Below are 23000 nucleotides of genomic sequence, written 5' to 3' on the forward strand. Positions count from 1 at the left end.
TGCTCCGTGGCCCGGCGCGCCTGTGGTGGTCCTCCCTCGGTCTTCGGATGGTCACCATCGCGCTCACCGGGACCCTCGTGGTCCTGCTCGTCTTCGGGTACTTCCTGGTCCGCCGGGTCGAGGCCGGCATCCTCGACGCCAAGCGCAGCGCCTCGGTCGCCGAGGCGACCACCTCCCTGGCCCGTCTCCAGCAGCAGCTGCGCAGCACCGACCTGCGCACCGCCTCCCTCTACGAACGCCTCAACCAGCTCGCCGACGACGCCGCCCGCCAGTCGGGGCAGTACCACGTCATCATCCAGGGGCCGGTGTCAGGACTGGTCTCGGAGGGGATCTCGGTGGAGTCTGTGCCCCCCGAGCTCCAGGCCCAGGTGACCCGAGGTGAGGGGATGTGGACCCAGCCCACGACCATCCTCTACTCCGACCCGGACCGACCGGGAGATCCCGGCATCGTGGTGGGGTCGACCCTGTGGGCCCCCGGTGAGAACCGCGGCTTCCCGATCTACTTCATCTTCCCCGAGACCGATGAGGCGGCCACCCTGGCCCTGGTGCAACGGGTCGTGATCACCTTCGGTGGACTCATCATGCTGGCGATGGGGATCGCGACCTTCCTGTCCACCCGCGAGATCGCCCGGCCGATCCGGCGGGCGAGCATCACCGCGTCGCGGCTGGCCGACGGACATCTCGACGAGCGGATGCGGGTCCGCGGCACCGACGACCTCGCCCGGCTGGCCACCTCGATGAACGGGATGGCCGCCACCCTGCAGGGCCAGATCACCGAGCTGGAGAACCTGTCCAGCCTCCAGCAGCAGTTCGTCTCCGACGTCTCCCACGAGCTGCGCACCCCCCTCACCACCGTCCGGATGGCCGCCGACATGCTCATCGACTCCCGCGACGACTCCGACCCGGACATGGTCCGTGCCACCGAACTGCTCCACGACGAACTCGACCGGTTCGAGTCCCTGCTGTCGGACCTGCTGGAGATCTCGCGGTTCGACGCCGGCGCGGCGGTGCTCGCCCTGGACCTGTGCGATGTCGCCGACCTGGTCACCGACGAGGTCAACGCCGCCCAGCCTCTGGCCGAGAAGCTCCAGACCCCCGTCGTGGTCTCCACCGACGGGCCCGCGACCGCCGAGGTCGACCCGCGACGGATCCGCCGGATCATCCGAAACCTGGTCTCCAACGCCCTGGAGCACGGCGAGTCCAGCCCGGTCGAGGTCACCGTGGCCCTCGACGACCAGGCGGTCGCGGTGACGGTTCGCGACCACGGCATCGGATTCGAGCCGTGGCAGGCCGAGAAGGTCTTCGCACGATTCTGGCGCGCCGACCCGTCGCGGGTGCGCAGCGTCGGCGGGACCGGCCTGGGGCTGGCCATCTCTCTGGAGGACGCCCACCTCCACCACGGCTGGCTGGAGGCATGGGGCCGGCCGGGCGGCGGTGCCCAGTTCCGACTCACCCTGCCCCGACGTCCCAACCACCCGCTCACCGGATCGCCGCTGCCGGCCGTCCCGGCCGACGACCGGCCCCAGATCACCGGGAGCAGGCCATGACCGGCCGCGATCTGTCCCGACGCCGGTTCCTCGGGCTGGGCGCCGGTCTGGCGGCCCTGGCCGGATGCGCCAGGGTGCCCACCACCGGGCCGGTCACCCAGGTCTCGGCCAGCGCCGACACGCCGGGACGGGTCGGGATCGACGTCGACCCCCAGCCGCCACCGCGCAAGGCCTCCCCGGAGATCATCGTGGCCGGCTTCCTGCAGTCGATGACCAGTCCCCAGAACTCCTACCGGATCGCCCGGGAGTACCTCACCGAGGCCGCCGCGCGCAGCTGGGACCCCGAGTCGGGAGCCGTCATCTACGACGCCACCACGAACACCCCCGTCGTCACCGGGAGCACCGCCGGTCTCAAGGCGCCGATCATCGCCCGGCTGGACGCCGCCGGGCGCTACCGGCCGGTGACCGGCCAGTCCATCGACCTGGACTTCGGGATCACCAGGGTCGACGGCGAGCTGCGGATCTCCCGGCCGCCCGACGGACTGGTGCTCTCGCTGTTCGCCTTCTCCCGGGCCTACTCCACGGTCGCGCTGTACTTCACCAGCCTCACCCGCCCCTTCCTGGTCCCCGAGCTGGTGCACCTTCCCCAGGCGACCTCCAACCCCACCACCGCGGTCACCGATCTTCTCGACGGTCCCTCGGACTGGTTGGCGGGGGCCGTCACCAATGTCTTCCCGACCGGCACGAAGCTGTCCTCCGACGCCGTCGCGGTGGACAACGCCGGAGTATCCACCGTGCCGCTGAGCCCGGAGGTGACCCGCCTCACCGACGCCCAGCGCCGCCAGGTCGCGGCCCAGGTGAGCTGGACCCTGGCCGCCTACCCCCAGGTCTCCAGGGTGCGGTTCACGGTGGGCGGCACCTCGGTGGCGATCCCCGGGGCGGCCGAGGACGACACCGTCTCCACCGGACTGTTCACCTCGATGTCCCCGCTGATCTCCTCGGACCTGCCGACCATGAAGGTGCTGCGGCGGGGGGTGCTGGGGCAGGTCTCCGACCAGTCAGGCACCTTCACCCCGCTGCGCGGGCTGCTCGGCGCCGACTCGGGCGGCGAGTCCCCGGTCGGCGTCGCGGTGGAACCCTCCGGAGGGTTCTGGGCCGTGGTGGACTCCTCCCGGCAGAACCTGCTCAGCTGGCAGGAGGGGGCCCGGGTCACCCGCCAGCTGGCCTCGGGGACCGGGCTGCTCAGACCGCAGGTGAGCACCGACGGGACCTGCTGGACGGTCTCGGTGCAGGGCGACTCGTCGCGGTTCATCGCGGTCGGCAGCAGCCGCGGCAGACTCCAGATCCGGGCCGACGAGCTGGCCACCCGACGCGTCGTGGCGTTCTCCGTGTCCCCGGACCTCGCCCGGGTCGCGGTGGTGCTCCAGGACCGCGGGGACCGGGTGCTGGCCATGCTGCGGATCCGACCGACCACCGGCGGGGCCCCGGGGGTCGTCGTCGACGGTCTGCGCGAGTACCACCTGCAGGGCAACGACTCGGGACTCACCCTCATCGACGATGTCGGCTGGATCTCGGCGACCGAACTCATGGTGGTCGCCAGGGCCACCGCCGACTCGCCCGGCGCCCCCTACCAGATCGCGCTGGACGGCTCCGACGGGATGGCCGTGGGACCCCTCAGCGGGGTCAACATCGTGAGCCTGAGCACCCTGCCGCGCTCGGACGGGATCAACGTCCTGGCTCTCACCGACGGCGGTCAGGTGCTGCGTTTTGAGGACCGCTACCGGTGGCGGACGGTGGCCGACCAGGTGACCGGGATGGGCATCTGCATCTAGTCAGCACCGGACTCGGCCCGCCCGCCTGCCGTGCCGGTCAGTACCATGACAGCGTGCTCGACCCGCTGGCCGACCTGCTGCTGGGGGCCTGCTGCCCCGGATGCCGACGACCGGGCAGCGGGATCTGTCGGCGCTGCCTGGCGGCCCTTGAGGCCCATCCCCGCGTCATCCTCGACGGCCCGCCGCCGATGGTCGCCTGCCTGCCCTACCGCGACCCCCTCCCGGACCTGGTCACCGCGCACAAGGACCGAGGCGCCGGCTGGCTGAGCCGCCCCCTCGGATCCAGCCTCGGGGTGGGGCTGCGGGCGGTCGTCGAGGCCGCCGACGGCCCGGTGAGCCTGGTCCCGATGCCCTCGGATCGGGCCGCGGTACGGCGCCGGGGAGCAGATCACTGCGCAGATCTGGTGCGCTCGGCCGCGCGTTCCTGCGGCCTGCCACCGGATGCGGTGCGACCGCTGCTGCGCCGAACCCGCCGGGTGCGCGACCAGATCCAGCTGGACCACGACCAGCGGGTGGCCAACCAGGCCCACTCGATGACAGCCCTGCCGGCCGGGCCCGGTGAGCCCCCGGTGGTGCTTCTCGACGACATCAGAACCACCGGTGCCACCCTCGCCGAGGGGGCCAGGGCGCTGGACCGCGCCGGACATCTGGTGCTGGCCTGCCTGGTGCTGGCCGACGCCGAGCACCCGTCCCGCTGGGCCTGAAGCGCGAAATCCCGGCCGTGGGAGAGCATTTGGGCTCCCATGCGCTTCGCCGATCCGGTAGCGTTGCTGCATGGCACGACAAGCGGTGGTCCACAGCCTTCCGGGCTGAGGACCGTCGCGGGATCGTGCCATTCGTATATATGCGCCGGAGCCCATCCGGCACAGACCACAGGAGGTCGATATGGACGTCATCGTTTCTGGCCGGCACTGCAAGATCAGTGATGACATCAGGAGCCAGGTCGAGGATCGCATCTCCAATGTCGAGAAGCTGAGAGACCGGGTCCAGCGGGTGGAGGTGGTCTTCACCGTGCAGGACACCAAGGGTGCCAAGGACCAGGCCACCACCTGCGAGCTCACCCTGCGCTCCCGCGGCCCGGTGGTGCGCGCGGTCGGCCAGGCGGCCGACAAGATGGTCGCCTTCGACAAGGCCTCCGAGCGGATGCGCAGCCAGCTGGCCAAGGCCGCCGACCGACGACGCAGTCGTCGCGGCCTGCGGGTCTCCCAGGTGCTCGATGTGCCTGCCGACGAGATCACCGATGATGCACGCGACATCATCCCCACCCGAAGGATCGCCGGTGACGTCGAGGTCACCGGCGAGGGTCCGCTGTACGTGAAGGAGAAGGTCTTCCCGGGCGCCCCGCTCACCCTGGCCCAGGCCCTCGACGAGATGGAGCTGGTCGGTCACGACTTCTTCCTCTACGTCGACGCCGAGACCAAGGCCCCCAGCGTCGTCTACCGGCGGCGCAAGGGGTACAACTTCGGCGTCATCCATCTCGATCTGGAGAAGGCCCGCTGACCGAGCACGTCGCGCGTGCTCTGAGACGCCGTCAGGCGGCCAGGCTCGCCCTGGCCGCCCAGGGGCTGGGCCGCACACCACCCGCACGGGTCGATCGTGCGGCCCTGTCCCGGACGGTGCGGCGTCTGGCGCTGTTCCAGGTGGACTCGGTCAACGTCTTCGCCCGCGCCCACGAGATGCCGCTGTTCACCCGGTGCGGCAGCTATGATCCGGCGCTCCTGGTGGACGCGTCGACGGGGCGCAGACCGCTGCTCCACGAGACCTGGGCCCACGTTGCCAGCCTGGTCGACATCACCCTGGAGCCGGCGCTGCGGCACCGGCAGGCCAGCGCGGTTCAGGAGGCCTGGGGGGAGATGCTGAGAATCAGTCAGGAGCGCCCCGATCTGGTCGACGAGGTGGTCGCACAGCTGGCCCGCCGCCCGGCCACCGCCCGGCAGGTCTCGGCGGGGGAGCGCGGCATGCACCCCGAGAGCTGGGGATGGAACTGGTCACAGACCAAGACCGCCCTGGAATGGGCCTGGCGCAGCGGCCGGGTGGCCGTGGCGGGTCGCACCGCCTCCTTCGAGAAGGTCTACGCACTCCCTGAACGGGTGCTGCCGCCCACCGTCGACGGCCAGGCCGGCTGGTGGATGCGGGCCGGGGCCACCGTCCCGAGACGGATCGGTGCCGCAACCCTGGTCTCCCCCTTCGATCCGCTGATCTTCCACCGGCCGCGGGCCTTGAGACTGTTCGACCTCGACTACCGGATCGAGATCTACGTCCCAGAGCACAAGCGCATCTTCGGCTACTACAGCCTGCCCTTCCTGCTCGGCCAGGACTTCGTGGCCCGGGTCGATCTGAGGGCCCGCCGTCAGATCGGGGAGCTCGAGGTGGCCGCCGTCTGGCGCGAGCCCGGGGCCGAGCGGAGTCCCGACTTCCCCGGCTGGTCGGCGGTAGCCCGGGCTCTGGCCGATCACCTGTCGGTGGCCGCGAGCTGGCGACGGCTCGATCGGATCAGGGTGGCCGGCGTCGGCGACCTGGCCGGGCAGCTGGCGGTGGCCCTGGGCTGATTCCCACCGGCCCGGGATGAGTCTGCGCTGGGTTGTTGGCGGCCCAGCGTTTAGGATGGAGGGCGGCTCGCGACCTGCCACCTGGGTGCGAGCAAGGTCGTCAGCGTCCGCGGCGCGAGCGACTGATTCATCCTTGGAGGAGGACCATCCCTGTGAACCCACTGGATCGCATGCTGCATGCCGGCGAAGGCAAGGTGATCCGGCATCTCAACCGGATCGTCTCCCAGGTCAACAGCATCGAGGAGGACTACTCCGAGATGTCCGACGATGAGCTGTCGGGCCAGACCGCCGATCTCAAGCAGCGCCTGGACAACGGGGAGGACCTCGACAAGCTTCTCCCGGAGGCTTTCGCCACCGTGCGCGAGGGAGGCCAGCGGGTGCTGGGCAAGCGCCTGTTCGACGTGCAGATCATGGGCGGCGCCACCCTCCACGAGTGCAACATCGCCGAGATGAAGACCGGTGAGGGCAAGACCTTGGTCGGCCTACTGCCCGCCTACCTCAACGCCCTGAGTGGCAAGGGCGTCCACGTCGTCACCGTCAACGACTATCTCGCGCGAGTCCAGTCCGAGCAGATGGGGCGGGTGCACCGTTTCCTCGGCCTGGAGACCTCGGCGATCCTCACCGAGATGAACCCGACGGAGCGCAAGGCCGCCTATCAGGCGGACATCACCTACGGCACCAACAACGAGCTCGGGTTCGACTACCTGCGCGACAACATGGCCAACTCGCTGGACGACTGCGTCCAGCGGGGCCACCACTTCGCGATCGTCGACGAGGTCGACTCGATTCTCATCGACGAGGCCCGGACCCCGCTGATCATCTCGGGTCCCGCCGAGGAGAACAAGCAGTGGTACCCCGAGTTCGCCCGCATCGTCACCAAGCTGGTGCGCGACCGCGACTACGAGGTCGACGAGAAGAAGCGCACCATCTCGGTCCTAGGGCCCGGCATCGAGAAGGTGGAGCGCAGGCTCGGCATCGACAACCTCTACGAGTCCGAGAACACCCCGCTGATCGGCTACCTCAACAACGCCATCAAGGCCAAGGAGCTGTTCCACCGGGACAAGGACTACGTGATCTCCAGCGGAGAGGTGCTGATCGTCGACGAGCACACCGGCCGCACACTGGCCGGGCGCCGCTACAACGAGGGACTGCACCAGGCGCTGGAGGCCAAGGAGCACGTCGAGATCAAGGACGAGTACCAGACGCTGGCCACCATCACCCTGCAGAACTACTTCAGGATGTACGACAAGCTGGCCGGCATGACGGGCACCGCCAAGACCGAGGAATCGGAGTTCCAGAAGATCTACGGCCTGGGCGTCATTCCGATCCCGACCAACAAGCCGATGATCCGCGAGGACCAGAAGGATCTCATCTACCGCACCGAGGAGGCCAAGTTCGACGCCATCATCGCCGATGTCGTCGAACGCCACGAGGCGGGTCAGCCGATCCTCATCGGTACCGCCTCGGTGGCGAAGTCGGAGCTGCTGAGCGCCAAGCTGAAGAAGGCCGGCGTCCCGCACAAGGTCCTCAACGCCAAGCACCACGAGTCGGAGGCGGCGATCGTCGCCCTGGCCGGGCGCAAGGGAGCGGTGACCGTCTCGACCAACATGGCCGGCCGTGGCACCGACATCATGCTCGGTGGCAACCCCGAGTTCCTCACCGAGATCGACCTGCGCGACAAGGGTCTTGACCCGGTCAAGGACGAGGAGGCCTACCGGATCGCCTGGAAGAACACCCTCGAGAAGTTCGAGAAGCAGTCGGAGTCCGAGCACAAGGACGTGATGGAGCTGGGTGGGCTCTACGTCATCGGTTCGGAGCGTCACGAGTCCCGGCGCATCGACAACCAGCTTCGAGGACGGTCGGGACGTCAGGGCGATCCCGGCGAGTCCCGCTTCTACCTCTCCCTCCAGGACGAGCTGATGAGGCTGTTCAAGCCCGAGGTGATCGAGCGGGCGATGGTCACCCTCAAGATGCCCGACGACGTCCCGATCGAGTCGAAGTGGGTCTCCCGTCAGATCGAGAGCGCCCAGAAGCAGGTCGAGGCGCAGAACTTCGAGATGCGCAAGAACGTCCTGAAGTACGACGACGTGATGAACCGTCAGCGCCACGCCATCTACGCCGACCGGCGCAAGGTGCTGGAGGGCGCCGACGTCGAGCACGAGCTGCGGGCCACCACCGACCGGGTGGTGGAGACCGCGGTGCGCAACCTCACCGAGGGGTATGCCGAGGACTGGGACCTCGACAACGTGTGGAAGGAGATGGCCACCATCTACCCGGTGTCCATCGACAAGACCGATTTCGTCGACTGCGAGGACCAGGACGAGCTGGTGGAGGCCTTCGTCGCCGACGCCCAGAGCGCCTACGACGCCCGGGAGGAGTCGTTGGGGGCCGACACCATGCGCGAGCTCGAGCGTCAGGTGCTGCTCACCGTGCTGGACCGCAAGTGGCGCGAGCACCTCTACGAGATGGACTACCTGCGCGAGGGCATCGGACTGCGCGCGATGGCCCAGCGCGACCCGCTGGTGGAGTACCAGCGGGAGGGCGGCCAGATGTTCAACCAGATGATGGACGCCTTCAAGGAGGAGGTGGTCGGGTTCCTGTTCAACCTGGACATCCAGGCTCCGGCACCCTCCAAGGTCGGGGTCATCACCGGGCAGGACGGGGCTCCGGTCACCGCCGACAGTCTGGTGGGCGCCGGCGCCACGGCCGGCAGCCGGGCCGCCCTGGGCGGCGCATCGGTGGCCTACAGCGGCCCCGAGGAGTCCGACGAGGAGCTCACCGGCGACACCGATGAGACCGATGACTCCGAGCAGGACGAGGGCTCGCGGCCGGCCGGCTTCCAGAACGTCGGGCGCAATCAGAAGTGCCCCTGCGGGTCGGGCAAGAAGTTCAAGCACTGCCACGGCAAGGACGGCGGAACCGCCGCCTGAGACGAGGCGCGACTCAGGGTGCCTGGAGGGCCTCGCTCACCCCTTCGGTGAGCAGGAGCTGGGCGTCGTCCACCAGCCACCTCTCGTCGTACCTCCTCAGCCGCACAGACATCGCCAGATGGCGGTCCGCCAGGGCGATCATCACGACGGCGTCGACCTGGTCCCGGGCCAGCCTGACCACCGGCACGGCGGTGACTCGCGCCCGTCTCCAGCCCGTCCGCCGGGGCCATCGGCGGACCCGGGACAACGCCTGGTCGGTGCACAGCATGCGCAGATGGCTGGCGGGTCGGTGTCCCGCCAGGCACTCCAGGATCGCCCCGGCCACCGCAGCGGCCGAGGCCCGGGCGGCGGGCTTCTCCGGATGGCGCAGGTCGATCGTCGGGGGGTCGTCGCGGTCCGGAGCCCCGTCGTCGTCGAGCGGCAGCGGGTCCTGGTCGGTCAGCGACAGGTCACGCGGCGGCGAGGGCCGGGGGAGCCAGTCGGCGACCTGCTCGAGCAGCACCCCCTCCGCCGCTGCCAGGATGTGTCCGAGCGGTGCTGGGCTGGGGATGAGCGCTGTCATGGGCACAGTCCAACCGATGGCGGTTCGGTTGACCAGAGCACGTCACCCGATCTGTGGACAATCCCGGCTGTGGACAAGTCCCGGGCATCTCGACCCTTGGACGATTGAGGTCCGCGGGTCGAGATGTTTTCCGGCTCGGGCTACCGTGGATGAGTTCACAGTTCCAGGAGGTTTTCATCCATGGCGATTTCCAGCAGCCCGGTACGAGACGCACACCGACTTGTCTTCCTGCCCACCGATGCGCGGGGAGCTCGGCAGTTGCTGAAGGAGGGCGGAACCGACCTGCAGGGGTTCACCGTCACCGATGAGCTGCGGTCGGTGCTCGACCTGAGCAGCGGCGGCGACGAGGAGGCCGAGCGGGCCGCGATGGTGATCGGTTCCATCTGGGGTCTGGCCCGCTTCGGCAGGCGCCTGGTCCTGGTCGCCCAGGTCCAGGACTCGGTCCTGGCCGCCAACGGCGAGGTCGACAACGGGGGAGTCACCGTCACCCGCCTCGAGCCCTCCGCCATCACAGCCTGGTTCGCCGACGAGGACGACGCCGTCAGCGCTCCGGTCGCCGGGGCGATCGCCGGCATGGTCATTGACGACGCCTGGAGCGACGTCGCCGTGCAGAGCCTGCTGGCCAGCCACGAGCTGTCCTGGCACGACATCACCGAGGAGCTGCCCGAGGAGGCCAGCGACCCTCACACCACGGTGTGACACTGCGTTGTGGACACCGTGGTGCGGGACTGCCCGGTATGAGGCTGCCCGATGTGAGGCTGCCGGGACGCCCTACTGGGCCGACCGGGCGCTCAGGTAGTCGTTACCGGCCTCCTGCTGCACATCGAAGGCGCGGGTGATGTAGGGGCCCGCCGTCGACTCCAGCTTGCGGCCCACCAGCGGGATCGAGACGGTGAACTCACCGGTGTAGGTGATGACGCTGCCGGGGCCCCCGACCGCGAGATCGGCATGGCCGACGGCCTTGGCGGGGAGACCCTTCGGGGTGATCGTGAGGGTCCCCTTGCGAGACCCGTCGTCGGCCGCCGGACCCCAGCTGAGGTCCTGGTGGGCGGCCATCGTCTCCCCGACGAACTTCTTGACCTGACTGGGAGCGGGCAGAGCCAGATCGAGGCTCAGGCCGGTGTCGGTGACCGTCACATCGCTGGTGGTGGCACCGATCCGGCGGTAGACGTCCTGCCACCACGAGGGATCGGTCATCATCGCGCAGACCGTGTTCGGGTCGGCCGCGAACTGTGCGCTGGTGTTGATGTCCATGGTTCCCAGTCTGGCACCCCGGACCGGCGGCGTCACCCTCACCCGATCTGCGCCGGGCGTTCCATTCCCGAGGGCGAGGATCGTCGCTAGTGTGGGATGAGTCACCCATCAGCACGAAGGAGTGTGGACCGGTGGACGATCTCGAGATGGACACCGAACGACTGGTGCCCGCATTCCTGGAGCATCTGGGCGGTTCGGACCTGGCCTCGCGGTCGCCCGACTACCTCGCCCGGATGATCCGCAATGAACTCGTTCTGGCTGCCCGGCTGGACCCCGACCAGGTGCGCATCCGCATCGAGGCGCGCGCCGACTGGGTGCCACGCCACGCCGGGATCATCGAGGTGGTGACCGCCGACCGGCCCTTCCTGGTCGACACCATTCTGGTCACCCTGGACAGGTTGGGGTGGAGCATCGGCGAGGTGATCCACCCGGTCCTGGGAGTGCGGCGCGACGAGCAGGGCAGGCTGGTCGGCGTCTCGACCCAGGGGGCCGTGGAGGGGCGGGACGAGTCCTGGGTGCACATCGAGGCGGCGCCGGCCCTGGGGAACTCTCCTCGGCAGGCCGCCGAGCAGCTGCGCACAGAACTCGACGACTGCCTGGCCGAGGTGGTGAGGGCCACCGACGACTGGCCGGCGATGAGTGAACGGATGGCATGGGTGGCCGGCCAGGTCGGGGCATCGACCGCCCCCTCCGATGACCGCGACTCCAGCGTCGAACTGCTGAACTGGCTGGCCGAGGACAACTTCCTGATGCTCGGCTACCAGCAGTTCTCGATCACCGAGGGAGTCGTCGAGCCGGTGCCCGGCACCGCGCTGGGGATCTGCGCCCGGCAGAGCTGGCCGGCCAACCGCTTCGACGCCCTGGCCGGTGACGACGACCTCGCCACTCTGGTGGTCACCAAGGACTCGGTGCGCGCCCGGGTGCGCAGCAACGACTACCGCGACTACATCGGGGTGCGGATCCGCGACGCCAACGGCCGGCTGGTCGGGGAGCACCGCTTCCTCGGTCTGCTGGGGGAGACCGCATACACCGACCCGGTGAGCAGGATCCCGGTGCTGAGGGCCAAAGCGGCCCGGATCCTGGCGCTGAGCGGATACCCGATGAAGTCCCACGGCGGCAAGGCGATCACCCGGGTGCTGACCGGCTACCCTCGCGACGAGCTGTTCGAGGCCGACGCCGACGAGCTCGCCCCGCTCGTCGAGCAGGTGGTCGACCTGCAGGAGAGACGACGCACCCGGGTGTTGGTGCGCCCCGGCCGGTGGGGCCGGTTCATCCACGTGATGGCCTTCATCCCGCGCGACTGCTACGGGCCCCACAGCCGGTCCATCACCGAGGAGGTCGTCCGTCGTCAGACCGGCGCCGCACAGGTCGAGTCCCAGATGGAGATGGCCGGGCCGGCCCTGGTGAGGGTGATGGTGACCGCCACGATGGCCCCCGGTCAGCCCCTGCCCAGGGTCGACGTCGCGGCCCTGGAGAAGGCTGTCGCCCAGGCGGTGCGCAACTGGGAGGACGACTTCCGCGACCTGGTGGAGGAGATGCCCACCGATCGGCGCGGCATCGAGTTCGGCGCCGACTACCGGGCCGAGTTCGCCCCGCGCCAGGGGCTGCTCGACCTCGAACTGCTCAACACCACCCCCGAGGACCGGGAGCTGGCGCTGGTGATGTACCGGCCCAATGACCCGGAGGACCCCTCCGACCTTCGCCTCAAGGTGTTCAACCGGTGCTCGGCGATGAGCCTGTCGCAGGTGATGCCCCACCTCACCAGTCTGGGGGTCGAGGTGATCGACGAGCACCCCCACCGGATCCTGCTGCGCGGGGCCGAGGTCTGGCTGTTCGACCTGGGCCTGGCGGTGCAGGGTGCCGAGGGCTGGACCGCCGCCGACAGGCACCGCTTCACCGAGGCCTTCGAGGCCTCCTGGACCGGGACCGGGGAGCCCGACACCTTCAACGGGCTGGTCACCGCGGCGGCTCTCAGCGCCCGCCAGGTCGGGGTGCTGCGCGCTGTCGCCCGGTACCTGCGTCAGCTGCGGGTGTCCTTCTCGCAGACCTACATGGCCCGGGCGCTGATCGCCAACCCGCCGGTGGCGCGCCGGCTGGTGAGCTACTTCGCCACCCGCTTCGACCCGGACCGCTTCGAGGACACCGACGGTCCGGGCCCCGAGAGGCTCGCGGCGATGGCACAGGTCCGCGGCGCCGCCGATGCCGAGCTCGACGAGGTGGTGAGCCTCGACCACGACCGGATCCTGCGGATGATGTGGGCGGTGCTGGCCGCGATGAAGAGGACGAACTACTACCAGCCGGTGCACTCGGTCGACAACGGCCGGCCGGTGACCAGGGCGCTGGCGTTCAAGATCTGCCCGGCGGAGCTGGACTTCGCCGTCCGGCCGCGTCCGCGCAGCGAGATCTTCGTGAACTCCCCGACCGTGTCGGGCACCCACCTGAGATTCGGTGCCGTGGCCCGCGGCGGGATCCGCTGGTCGGACCGCCCCGAGGACTTCCGTACCGAGGTGCTCGGACTGGCCAAGGCCCAGATGGTCAAGAACGCGGTCATCGTGCCTGCCGGTGCCAAGGGCGGGTTCCACCCCGGAAGGCTGCCCGACCCGGCCGTCGACCGTGCCGGCTGGGCGGCAGAGGGACTTCGCTGTTACCGGATCTTCATCGGCGCCCTGCTCGACCTCACCGACAACATCGTCGACGGAGCGGTGGTGGCCCCGCACCGGGTGGTGCGCCACGACGGGGACGACCCCTATCTGGTGGTGGCCGCCGACAAGGGCACCGCCAGCTTCTCCGACCAGGCCAACCAGATCGCCGTGGAGCGCGGTTTCTGGCTCGGTGACGCATTCGCCTCGGGAGGCTCCCACGGCTTCGACCACAAGGCGATGGGGATCACTGCCCGGGGTGCCTGGGAGTCGGTGAGACGCCATCTCGGTGAGCTGGGCCTCGACGAGTCCGCACACGACTTCAGCTGCGTGGGAATCGGCGACATGTCCGGGGACGTGTTCGGCAACGGGATGCTCCTGAGCCACCACATCCGGCTGGTCGCGGCCTTCAACCACCGCGACGTCTTCGTCGACCCCGACCCCGATCCTGAGACTTCCTGGCTGGAGCGCAGACGACTGTTCGAGCTGCCCCGCTCCAGCTGGCGTGACTACGACCCCGCCAGGATCTCGGCCGGCGGAGGGGTCTGGCCACGGTCGGCCAAGTCGATCCCGATCAGTGACCAGATGAGAGCGGCCCTCGGACTGCAGGACGATGTGACCGCGCTCACTCCCGACGGACTCATTCGCGCGATCCTCCAGGCACCGGTGGACCTGATGTGGAACGGGGGAGTCGGCACCTATGTGAGGGCCGACACCCAGAGCGATCTGGAGGTCGGCGACCGCAGCAATGACGCCGTGCGGGTCACCGCCGGACAGGTGCGGGCCAGGGCGGTGGGGGAGGGGGGCAACCTCGGCTGGACCCAGGCCGCCCGGATCCAGTACTCCCTTGCCGGGGGCCGGATCAACACCGACTTCATCGACAACTCCGCCGGAGTCGACACCTCGGACCACGAGGTCAACATCAAGATCCTGCTCGACGCCGAGGTGGCGGCCGGGCGCCTGGACCGCGAGGACCGCGACACCCTGCTGGCCTCCCTCACCGAGGAGGTCGCCGGCCTCGTCCTGGCCCACAACAGATCCCAGAACATCGCCCTGGCCTGCGCCTCGGCGCACATCCGCGAACGGGTCGGGATGGTCGAGGCGTGGATGCAGCAGCTGGAGGACGCCGGCCACCTGGACCGCACCGTGGAGACCCTGCCGTCGCGTTCCGAGATGGACCGCCGGATCACCTCGGGAGACGGGTTGACCAGCCCCGAGCTGAGCACCCTGCTCGCCTGGACGAAGATCGCCCTGGCTGATGAGGTGCTGGCGACCGGTCTGCCCGACGACCCCCATCTTGGAGAGGTCCTCATCGACTACTTCCCGACGCCGCTGCGCCGCCAGTTCGCCCGGGCGATGCCCGCTCACCGGCTGCACCGCGAGATCACCACGATGGTGCTGGTCAACGAGTTCGTCGACGCCCAGGGACTGTCGGCCTTCCTGAGGCTGCACCAGGAGACCGGGGCCGGACCCGACGAGATCATCACCGCCCAGGTCGCCGCCCGGCGGGTGTTCCGGATCGCCGCGGCCGAGGAGGCTCTCACCGCGGCCGGCCTGGACGCCGCCACCACCACACGGCTCAGACTGGTGCTGCGCGATCTGGTCGAGGAGACCACCCGCTGGCTGCTGCACCGCGGCAGTGCCGCGCTGGCCGAGGGCCCCGCGGCGGTCGCCTCCCGGTTCGAGTCCGGCGCCGCACGGCTGGTGTCCGGCCTCGAGCGGGCTCCCGGCGTGGTCGGAGAGCAGATCGGGGCCCGACGCCACGAGCTGACCGAGCAGGGACTGCCCACCGACCTGGCGGCCGCGGTCTCGGTGGGCCACTGGGCCTCGGTGCTGCTGTCGGCCATCGACATCTCTGCGCGCACCGGAGTCGATCTGGACGACGTCTCGCACAGCTACTTCCTGCTCGCCGAGCAGATCCGCCTGCACCGGCTCACCGACCTGCTGGCCGGTCTGCCGCAGCGCCGGGTGTGGGACGCGATGGCGGTGGCCGGGTTGAGGCAGGACCTGCTCAACGCGGTCGGCGGGGCGGTCGAGCAGTCGCTGGCCACCGGGGCCACCGGAGACCTTCGCGACGCCGAGCTGCAGGTCCGGCAGATGGTTGACAGAATCGGCGACGACCCCGGACTGGCGCAGCTGACGGTGGTGGTGCGTAGTCTGGGGTCACTGGTCAGCCATGGTGGCGGCCAGGGATCCTGACCTGCCCATCGTGGCAGCGTCCTCGTGATGGAGGTGGGACATGCGGATTGATCTGCACACACATTCCACGGTCTCCGACGGCACCGACTCGCCGACCCGACTGGTGATGAGAGCGGCCTACGCCGGGCTGGCGGTGGTCGGACTGACCGACCACGACACCTTCGACGGGCTGGGCGAGGCGATGGCCGCCGGACCCCGGTTCGGCGTCAAGGTGCTGCCCGGTCTGGAGGTCTCCTGCCAGCTCGGGGATCACGAGATCCACCTGCTCGGTTACGGGTGCCGCCGTGACGACGCGAACCTGCTCGCCGAGCTCGAACTGCTCCGCAACTCCCGCACCGGACGGCTGCTGAGGATGGTCGAGGCGCTGCGCGCCGCGGGAATCGGCATCACCCTCGAGGACGTTCGCACCGCAGCCTCGGGAGCCTCCACCATCGGACGCCCCCATGTCGCCGACGCGATGATCGCCAGGGGATACGTCGCCGATCGCGACGAGGCCTTCCGCGACTGGCTGAACGAGGGCCGACCCGGATTCGTCCGCCGCTACTCCTGCGACCTCACCCGGGCGGTCGACCTGGTCCACGGGGCCGGTGGCGCCGCGGTGCTGGCCCACCCCTGGGCCCGGGGGGCCGATGCCGTCCTGACCCCGGACACCATCGCGGCTCTGACCCATGAGCACCAGCTGGAGGGGATCGAGGTGGACCATCCGGACCACACCCCCGAGCAACGCTCCCTGCTGTTCGACCTCGGCGGGCGCCTGGGGCTCATCCGGACCGGGTCCAGCGACTACCACGGCAGCGGCAAGAAGGACCACGAGCTGGGCTGCGAGACCACCCGGGAGACCGCATACCGCGAGCTGTGCACCCGCATCCAGATGCGCGGCGGGCTGCTGTGGCGCAGCGCCGTGTAGCGGAGTACCTGCCGGGGTGCCGCCTTGGTACAGTGTCGTCCATGGATCCCGCCCCCGCGCCCCGCTGCTGCTGGTGGCGCCGCTGCGCGCGGCCCTGAACCTCTCACCCCCATCAACGGCCGCCCTGAGGCGGCCGTTCGCGCGCACGCCGACGGGGGCGCCTGAAAGGACACTCATGACCGACATCTCCTCCGAGTCCGGCACCCACCCGCAGTCCGGGGAGGGTTCCAACGAGGCCACCCTGGCGCGCTCCCAGGAGCGCAGCGACAAGGTCGAGGCCGACCTCGAGAAGCACCCGGAGAACTGGCGGATGCTCACCGGGGACCGTCCCACCGGCAAACTGCACATCGGGCACTACTTCGGCTCCCTGGCCAACCGGGTGCGACTGCAGAACATGGGGATCGAGTCCTTCCTGCTGATCGCCGACTACCAGGTGATCTACGACCGTGACGGCGTCGGCGACATCCAGGAGAATGTCCTCTCGGCGGTGGCCGACTACCTGGCGATCGGCATCGACCCCGCGCGGACCACCATCTTCACCCACTCGGCCCTGCCGGGACTCAACCAGCTCCTGCTGCCCTTCCTGTCCCTGGTCACCGAGGCCGAGCTGCGCCGCAACCCCACGGTCAAGGACGAGCTGGCCAACTCCGACCGCCCGATGTCGGGCCTGATGCTCACCTTCCCGGTCCACCAGGCCGCCGACATCCTGTTCTGCAAGGCCAACCTGGTCCCGGTCGGACGGGACCAGCTGCCCCACATCGAGCAGGCCCGGGTGATCGCCCGGCGATTCGACGAACGCTACGGCCGCGTCGATCCCGAACACCCCGTCTTCCCCGAGCCCGAGGCGCTGCTGTCGGCCACCCCGCACGTGCTGGGCCTGGACGGCACCAAGATGAGCAAGTCGCGCGGCAACACCATCGAGATCGGGATGTCGGCCGACCGGACAGCGGCGCTGATCAAGAAGGCCAGGACCGACGCCGATCGTCACATCAGCTACGACCCGCAGAACCGTCCCGAGGTGTCCAACCTCGTGCTGCTCACCGCGCTGTGCGAGGGCACCACCCCGCGGCAGGTGGCCGAGGAGATCGGCGATGGCGGATCGGGAACCCTCAAGAAGCGTCTCACCAGCTCGCTGAACGACCACTTCGCACCGATCCGGGCACGGCGGGCCGAGCTGGTCGCCGACGAGGGACAGTTGCGCCAGGTGCTTCACGAGGGCAACGAGAAGGCCGGAGCGATCGCCGACCAGACCCTCGACGAGGTCCGTCACGCCATGAAGATGGTCTACTGATCCAGCTCCGACGCCGCAGCAGAGGTTGTGACGTCGCCGCGGACGACGGCGCTCGGGGATCTCAGGTGCCCCGGGTGGAGTCGGGCTCCGACCACCACAGCCCGTGGGCCTCGCACGCCGCCTGGGCGCGCACCCTGACCATCAGGGTGCAGGTGACCAGTCGTCCGGAGGTCAGCAGATCCAGCTCGGCCTGGCTGACATTGAGGTAGTGGGCGATCTGGCTGCGGCCGTGGCCGGCCCCCTCCAGAGCCTCGATCCGGTGCACGGTCGGTGTCACCGGTACCGTGGTCCGCTCGGCGGCGAGGATCGCCTCGGAGGTGAGGTTGAGAAGCTGCCGGGCGTCGACCTCGCGGATCCGCGCCCGTGGCCGGCCGGTCGGTCCGATGATCGCACTGACGGTGCCGCTGGGCACCCCGGCGAGAAGCGCGATGACCCGCCACGGCACCCCGGTGGAGGCCGCCAGGTGGCGCACATGGTGCCGCAGATGGGAGGAGAACACCCACGCGTGTCCCTCCGTCGGGGGACGTGGTGTGGCGGGCATGGGAGACCTCCCCGGGGTGTCGGTCCGGTCGCTGTCGCAGCGATGCCCACCCGGGCGGGTGATCGATGCGGTGGCCGGGTGCGGCTACCGCATCGAAGACAGCGGTGGGTAGAGAATGCCATGCCGGGGGCCGACCGGGAAGGAGTTCCCGGTCGGCCCCCGGCATCTGACACCTCAGGCTCGGCCCTCAGGACCGGGCGGAAGAGCCCGTTGAACCCGCGACCGGGATCTGCGAATCCGGGGGCAGTTCAGTCGGCCTGCGACCTGCGGGTCCTGCGGCGCCGACGCTGGCCGGCACTCGTTCCGCGCTGCTGCCCGTCACCGGCAGGGTTGGCCACGGCCGCCTCGGTCTCGACGACGGCTCGCCGAGGAGCGCTGTCCCGCGCCACCTCGTCGTGGGACCGGCCGTGGTCCTTGTCCCGCTTGCCCTTGTCATGCCGGGACTTCTCGTGTGGGGTCTTCTCGTGCTCGGTCTTGTCGTGCCGGGTGCGATCGTGCTTGGACCCGTCGCGCTGCGCCCTGTCCTCGCGGGCATCGTCATGCCCGCTGCGCCCGGCATCGGTTCGCTCGCGACGGGGCCTCTCGCCAGCATCGGCGTCCGAGGGCGCCGACACCTGCTCGGTGGAGGACAGGTCCTCGCCGGAGGCCACGACCTCCCCGTTGCGGCGTCGAGTCCGCTTGCGCTTGGGTCGATCCGACTTGGCGGCCTTCTCGGGGCGATCCCCGGACTTCCTGGCGTGGCCCTTGCGCTCGCCGTCGCGGCGGCTGTCGTCGTGGTGGGACTTGTGGTGGCCGTGGCGGTCGTCGTCACGTCGCCTGGGCTCGCGGGTCGCCGGGTCGAACCCGGGCAGGAACCCCACCGTGCCCTCGGGGATGTCGAGGTCGGTGTACAGGTGCGGGGAGGTCGAGAAGGTGACCACCGGGTCGTCGATCCCCAGGTCGAGAGCCTTGTTGATCATCTTCCAGCGGGTGACATCGGCCCAGTCGACCAGGGTCACCGCGATCCCCTTCGCGCCGGCCCGGCCGGTGCGGCCGATCCGGTGGACGTAGGTCTTCTCGTCGTCGGGGCACTCGTGGTTGATGACGTGGGAGACACCGGTGACATCGATCCCGCGCGCCGCCACATCGGTGGCCACCAGGATGGTGGCGTCCCCGGAGCGGAACTTCTTGAGGGCCTTCTCGCGGGCGACCTGGGTGAGATCGCCGTGGATGGCCCGGGCCTTGAAGCCGCGGTCCTCCAGGTCATCGGCCAGCCGCTGGCAGGCCCGCCTGGTGCGACAGAAGATCATGACCTTCTCGACATCGCGCGCCTGAAGGATCCGCGCGATGACCTCGATCTTGTCCATCGCGTGCGCCTGGTAGACGAACTGGGTGGTGTCGGGAACGGTGGCCTGAGCATCGGCCCCCTCGGCCCTGATGTGCACCGGCTTGTTGAGATGGGCCCTGGCCAGAGCCATGATGGCGGCCGGCATGGTCGCCGAGAAGAGCATCGACTGCCGGTTCGTCGGCGTCATCGCCAGAAGTCTCTCGACATCGGGGAGGAAGCCCAGATCGAGCATCTCGTCGGCCTCGTCGAGGACGGTGATTCGGGCGTGCGACAGGTCAAGGTCCTTGCGGTGGGCCAGATCCAGGAGCCGGCCGGGGGTGCCGACGACGACGTCGACACCGGACTTGAGGGCGTCGATCTGCGGGTCGTAGCCGACCCCGCCGTAGACGGTGAGAACTCGGGCGCCACGCACGCTGGCGGCCGTGGCGATGTCGCGGGAGACCTGGAGGGCGAGTTCGCGGGTGGGGCACATCACCAGTGCCTGGGGCTTGCCCTGGCCGACCAGCTCATCCCAACCGTCGTCCCCGGGAAGGGTGATGCGCTGCAGGATGGTGACGCCGAAGGCCAGCGTCTTTCCGGTGCCGGTCCGGGCCTGACCGATGAGATCGGTGCCCTGGACGGCGATCGGGATGCACATCGCCTGGATCGGGAAGGGGGCGGTGATGCCAACCCCGGAGAGGGCCTGGCAGATGTCGTCACGGACACCGAGCTCGGCGAAACTAGTGGGGGCGGAGAAATCAGCAGACAGGATCGTGGCCTCTTCGTGAAATGGGCCCGTCAAGGCCCGCTGTCGTGGACTTCGGCCCGAGTCAGGATCTGCGGATCGCGTGCCCATGACGGGACCAGGTGCGGAGAAGTGTCGACACACCAGCGCCCACTGTATCTCCTTTTGTCGCCAGTTCGGTTGTCGTCCTCCCGGCCCGGCGCTGGTTCGGCGACGTCTGACAACCCTGCCGTGGCGCCCGGCCCCCCCACGATGCAGGGCTGTCGGGGCCCAAGAGGCGTGTCCGGGCCCGCGCGGCGACGCCGGGCGCCTAGTCTTGCGGTGTGAACACCGATGTCAGCACCGCGGGTCCTGGCACCCCGCCGCCCGCCGCCGTGACAACATTCTGGGCCGTGGTGAGCTCCGCGGCGCTGCACAGCATGAGTGCGGTGGTCGGGGCCATGCCGCTGGCCCCCGATGTCGCGCGTCGACTGCTGCTCGCCGACCGTGCCGGGGAGTTCTGCGACATCCTCGACGAGTCACGCGGCCACCTCGACGGGCTCGGCGAGCTCACCGAGGTCGAGCCCCTGATCAGCGGCATCGCGACCTACGTGCCGAGCCGGAACTGGCTCCAGGTGCTGCTGCGCGATCATCTGATGGTGGGGCTGTGCGCCGACTTCATCTCCTTGGTCGAGCCCCAGCTGGGCCCTGAGCTGAAGCCCTCCAGCGGCTCCTTCGGTCCCTGGCTGGGACTGGGCACCGGAGTGAGGGTGCGCTGGGACGAGGAGATGACGGCGGAGCTGTCGGTGCCCTCGGACCACTCGTCAGACTCGGCCTTCGCCAGGAAGCTGGTCGGCGAGGTGCTCAGCGTGGCCCAGCGACTCGCCGCGGTCCACCAGGACCTGTGCTCGGTGCTCACCGGCGCCGGCGACGGCGAGCTGGACGACCTCTCGGAGATCAACGAGGTGATGGCCGAGGTGCTGTCCCGCCACGACCGCAGGGTGGCAGATCTCGGTCTGGAGCCATGAGAAAAGGGTCCGGCCAAGAGGTCGGACCCTTTTCCCAGACGTGGACGGACGGTGTCAGGCCCGTCCGAAACCGACCTGCCGCTGGTTGGGCTGACCCAGGTCCAGGTAGGCCAGGGTGCGGGTCGGCACCAGGACCACGCGGCCCTTGGCGTCGTTGAGTCTGAACAGTCCGTCCGGCTGGGCCAGCGACTCGCGCAGCCCGGCCTCAATCGTCTCGGCGCTGTCATCCGACTCGATGGTCACCTCACGGGGGACGTCCGTGATTCCGATCTTGATCTCCATGTCCCCCAACCTACTAGCTGGGCTGGCCGACCTGAGTCTGGTCGGCGGCGGTCTGGTCGGGGGCGGTCTGCTCGAGGGCCGGGGGATCGGGCGGAGTGGTCCCCGCCGGCACCTCGTCCAACCGCCACAGGGCGATGGTGACATTGTCGTAGCCGCCGCACGCGTTGGCGTAGTCCGCCAGCGCATCGGCGACACGGTTCGGGTCGGGACGCCCATCGGGGCCGGCAGGTGCCTTGGCGACGAAGTCCCAGAACACCTTCGCCAGGTCCGAGGGGTCGGGGACGTGATTCCACAGCCCGTCGCTGCAGATCATCACCCAACCCGGGATCCGAGGAGAGTAGGCGTGGACCCTCGGGTCCAGGTCGGCGGCGCGAGCGCCGAGCCACTTGGTGATGGCGTGGGCTCCGGCTCCCGACTCGGCCTCCTCGCGCGGCATTCCCAGATCGATCTGGGCCTGGGCGACGGAGTCGTCGACGGTCAGCCGGCGCTCCTTGCCGGAGCTGGGGAACCAGTAGGCGCGGGTGTCGCCAATGTTGGCCGCCAGCACCCGATCGGGGGAGCAGATCGCGGCGACCAGGGTGCAGGCGCCGATTCCCCGGGGCCCTGGATGATCCAGGACCGCACGGTGCGCGCGCCGCACCGCATGGCCGAACAGCGAGACGACGGCGTCGTCGGCGGGCGGAAGTCCCTGCGCCAGGCAGGCGGTGAGGTACTGGCAGGCCGTGGTGGCCGCCACCTCGGCGGCCTGCTCGGCCCCCTCGGTGGAGGAGACGCCGTCAGCGACCACGATGACGACGTGTCGGGCGTCCTTGTCGACGTCGACCGCCAGGTAGTCCTGATTGGTCGGGTGCCGCATGCCGACATCTGACGCGACGCCGATGGTCGGCAGGGCGTCGGCGGCCTGCGAGATGAGGATGCGGGAGGGCCGGAGTCGATGGGTGGCCTCGTCCATCGGATCGGTGCGGGACCTCTGGTCGTCCGGGGAACCCTGGGCCTGCGGCGAAGCGTCGGGGCTGTCAGTGCTGCCGGAGTCGGGTGAGGTCATCGGGTGTCCTTCGTTGGTACGGAAAGCCGTCCCGCACCAAGAACTGGTGCGGGACGGCCATCATTCATCGAGCCTTGTTGAATCAGGCGATGCGGACGTTCTCGGCCTGCTGGCCCTTGCGGCCCTCGGTGATGTCGAACTCCACCCGCTGGCCCTCGTCCAGGGACTTGAACCCGTCGGTCTGAATGGACTTCCAGTGGACGAAGACGTCCTCTGAAGCGTTCCCGTCGACGGCGATGAAACCGTAACCCTTCTCAGGGCTGAACCACTTCACGGTTCCCTGTGCCATGTGCACTCCTTGTCAGCGCTTTGGGGATACACCTCGTATCCCCAATGCCGGTCCCAACCCCGGCGACGCCAGTGATGAGCCACAGTCGAGGTGTTCCAGGTCCTCCGGAACCCCTGTCGTGCGAGACGGCGTATC

At 69.6% G+C, this 23000-nt stretch carries 18 protein-coding genes; 11 read left to right on the forward strand and 7 right to left on the reverse strand.

Annotated features, from left to right (window positions below; all coding sequences use genetic code 11):
• Positions 1-47: 47 nt before the first annotated feature.
• From mtrB to secA, 6 genes are all read left to right on the forward strand, one after another.
• A complete protein-coding gene (gene mtrB, locus FEZ32_RS10430; protein ID WP_028703318.1) occupies positions 48-1547 on the forward strand; it encodes an MtrAB system histidine kinase MtrB in 1500 nt (499 codons plus the stop codon).
• The gene (locus FEZ32_RS10435; RefSeq protein ID WP_138680558.1) at positions 1544-3319 is read left to right on the forward strand and encodes an LpqB family beta-propeller domain-containing protein; all 1776 of its coding nucleotides are present in this window, start codon (positions 1544-1546) and stop codon (positions 3317-3319) included. Before mtrB ends, FEZ32_RS10435 begins: the two co-directional genes overlap by 4 nt.
• Before the next feature lie 53 nt (positions 3320-3372).
• Positions 3373-4023 (forward strand): ComF family protein, encoded by a 651-nt coding sequence (locus FEZ32_RS10440; protein WP_244937852.1) that lies wholly within the window; start codon positions 3373-3375, stop codon positions 4021-4023.
• Positions 4024-4204: 181 nt separating this feature from the next.
• Complete coding sequence (hpf, locus tag FEZ32_RS10445) at positions 4205-4819, forward strand: ribosome hibernation-promoting factor, HPF/YfiA family (RefSeq protein ID WP_414973639.1); 615 nt, start codon at positions 4205-4207, stop codon at positions 4817-4819.
• A gap of 116 nt (positions 4820-4935) precedes the next feature.
• A complete protein-coding gene (locus FEZ32_RS10450; protein WP_244937853.1) occupies positions 4936-5868 on the forward strand; it encodes a winged helix-turn-helix domain-containing protein in 933 nt (310 codons plus the stop codon).
• A 152-nt stretch (positions 5869-6020) separates the two neighbouring features.
• Positions 6021-8798 (forward strand): preprotein translocase subunit SecA, encoded by a 2778-nt coding sequence (gene secA, locus FEZ32_RS10455; RefSeq protein ID WP_476692232.1) that lies wholly within the window; start codon positions 6021-6023, stop codon positions 8796-8798.
• Between the two features lie 13 nt (positions 8799-8811).
• Here the strand turns inward: secA and FEZ32_RS10460 are convergent, their stop codons facing one another.
• Positions 8812-9360, reverse strand: a complete 549-nt coding sequence (locus FEZ32_RS10460) for an Rv3235 family protein (protein ID WP_126412636.1) — start codon at positions 9358-9360, stop codon at positions 8812-8814.
• Positions 9361-9540: 180 nt separating this feature from the next.
• Here FEZ32_RS10460 and FEZ32_RS10465 point away from each other — a divergent pair, with 180 nt between their 5' ends.
• Complete coding sequence (locus FEZ32_RS10465; protein WP_051238382.1) at positions 9541-10059, forward strand: DUF6912 family protein; 519 nt, start codon at positions 9541-9543, stop codon at positions 10057-10059.
• 72 nt (positions 10060-10131) lie between these two features.
• On the opposite strand, the gene FEZ32_RS10470 is transcribed toward FEZ32_RS10465, so the two are convergent.
• Positions 10132-10614, reverse strand: a complete 483-nt coding sequence (locus FEZ32_RS10470) for a DUF2505 domain-containing protein (RefSeq protein ID WP_028703310.1) — start codon at positions 10612-10614, stop codon at positions 10132-10134.
• Positions 10615-10760: 146 nt separating this feature from the next.
• Between FEZ32_RS10470 and FEZ32_RS10475 the strand changes: the two genes are divergently transcribed.
• The 3 genes from FEZ32_RS10475 (at position 10761) to trpS (ending at position 17650) form a co-directional block, all read left to right on the forward strand.
• Entirely contained in the window at positions 10761-15452 is a 4692-nt protein-coding gene (locus tag FEZ32_RS10475; RefSeq protein ID WP_138680924.1) for an NAD-glutamate dehydrogenase, read from the forward strand.
• Positions 15453-15555: 103 nt separating this feature from the next.
• Positions 15556-16359, forward strand: coding sequence for a PHP domain-containing protein (locus FEZ32_RS10480; protein WP_236082247.1), 804 nt, complete (start codon positions 15556-15558; stop codon positions 16357-16359).
• A 175-nt stretch (positions 16360-16534) separates the two neighbouring features.
• The gene (gene trpS, locus FEZ32_RS10485; protein WP_138680561.1) at positions 16535-17650 is read left to right on the forward strand and encodes a tryptophan--tRNA ligase; all 1116 of its coding nucleotides are present in this window, start codon (positions 16535-16537) and stop codon (positions 17648-17650) included.
• Positions 17651-17711: 61 nt separating this feature from the next.
• Here the strand turns inward: trpS and FEZ32_RS10490 are convergent, their stop codons facing one another.
• Positions 17712-18191, reverse strand: coding sequence for a hypothetical protein (locus FEZ32_RS10490; protein ID WP_028703307.1), 480 nt, complete (start codon positions 18189-18191; stop codon positions 17712-17714).
• Between the two features lie 248 nt (positions 18192-18439).
• On the reverse strand, positions 18440-20299 hold the full coding sequence (locus tag FEZ32_RS10495; protein ID WP_476692233.1) for a DEAD/DEAH box helicase: 1860 nt from the start codon (positions 20297-20299) through the stop codon (positions 18440-18442).
• A 383-nt stretch (positions 20300-20682) separates the two neighbouring features.
• Here FEZ32_RS10495 and FEZ32_RS10500 point away from each other — a divergent pair, with 383 nt between their 5' ends.
• A complete protein-coding gene (locus FEZ32_RS10500; RefSeq protein WP_028703305.1) occupies positions 20683-21249 on the forward strand; it encodes a hypothetical protein in 567 nt (188 codons plus the stop codon).
• Positions 21250-21303: 54 nt separating this feature from the next.
• Here FEZ32_RS10500 and FEZ32_RS10505 read toward each other — a convergent pair whose 3' ends face one another.
• The 3 genes from FEZ32_RS10505 to FEZ32_RS10515 all read right to left on the reverse strand — a co-directional run bounded on the left by FEZ32_RS10505 (position 21304) and on the right by FEZ32_RS10515 (position 22865).
• On the reverse strand, positions 21304-21531 hold the full coding sequence (locus FEZ32_RS10505; protein WP_028703304.1) for a DUF3107 domain-containing protein: 228 nt from the start codon (positions 21529-21531) through the stop codon (positions 21304-21306).
• 13 nt (positions 21532-21544) lie between these two features.
• Positions 21545-22483, reverse strand: a complete 939-nt coding sequence (locus FEZ32_RS10510) for a PP2C family protein-serine/threonine phosphatase (protein WP_138680925.1) — start codon at positions 22481-22483, stop codon at positions 21545-21547.
• Between the two features lie 175 nt (positions 22484-22658).
• Positions 22659-22865, reverse strand: a complete 207-nt coding sequence (locus FEZ32_RS10515) for a cold-shock protein (RefSeq protein WP_028703303.1) — start codon at positions 22863-22865, stop codon at positions 22659-22661.
• Positions 22866-23000: the final 135 nt, after the last annotated feature.

Origin of the sequence: Acidipropionibacterium jensenii, from assembly GCF_005890135.1 — a bacterium.
In the GTDB taxonomy this organism is placed as follows: Bacteria; Actinomycetota; Actinomycetes; order Propionibacteriales; family Propionibacteriaceae; genus Acidipropionibacterium; species Acidipropionibacterium jensenii.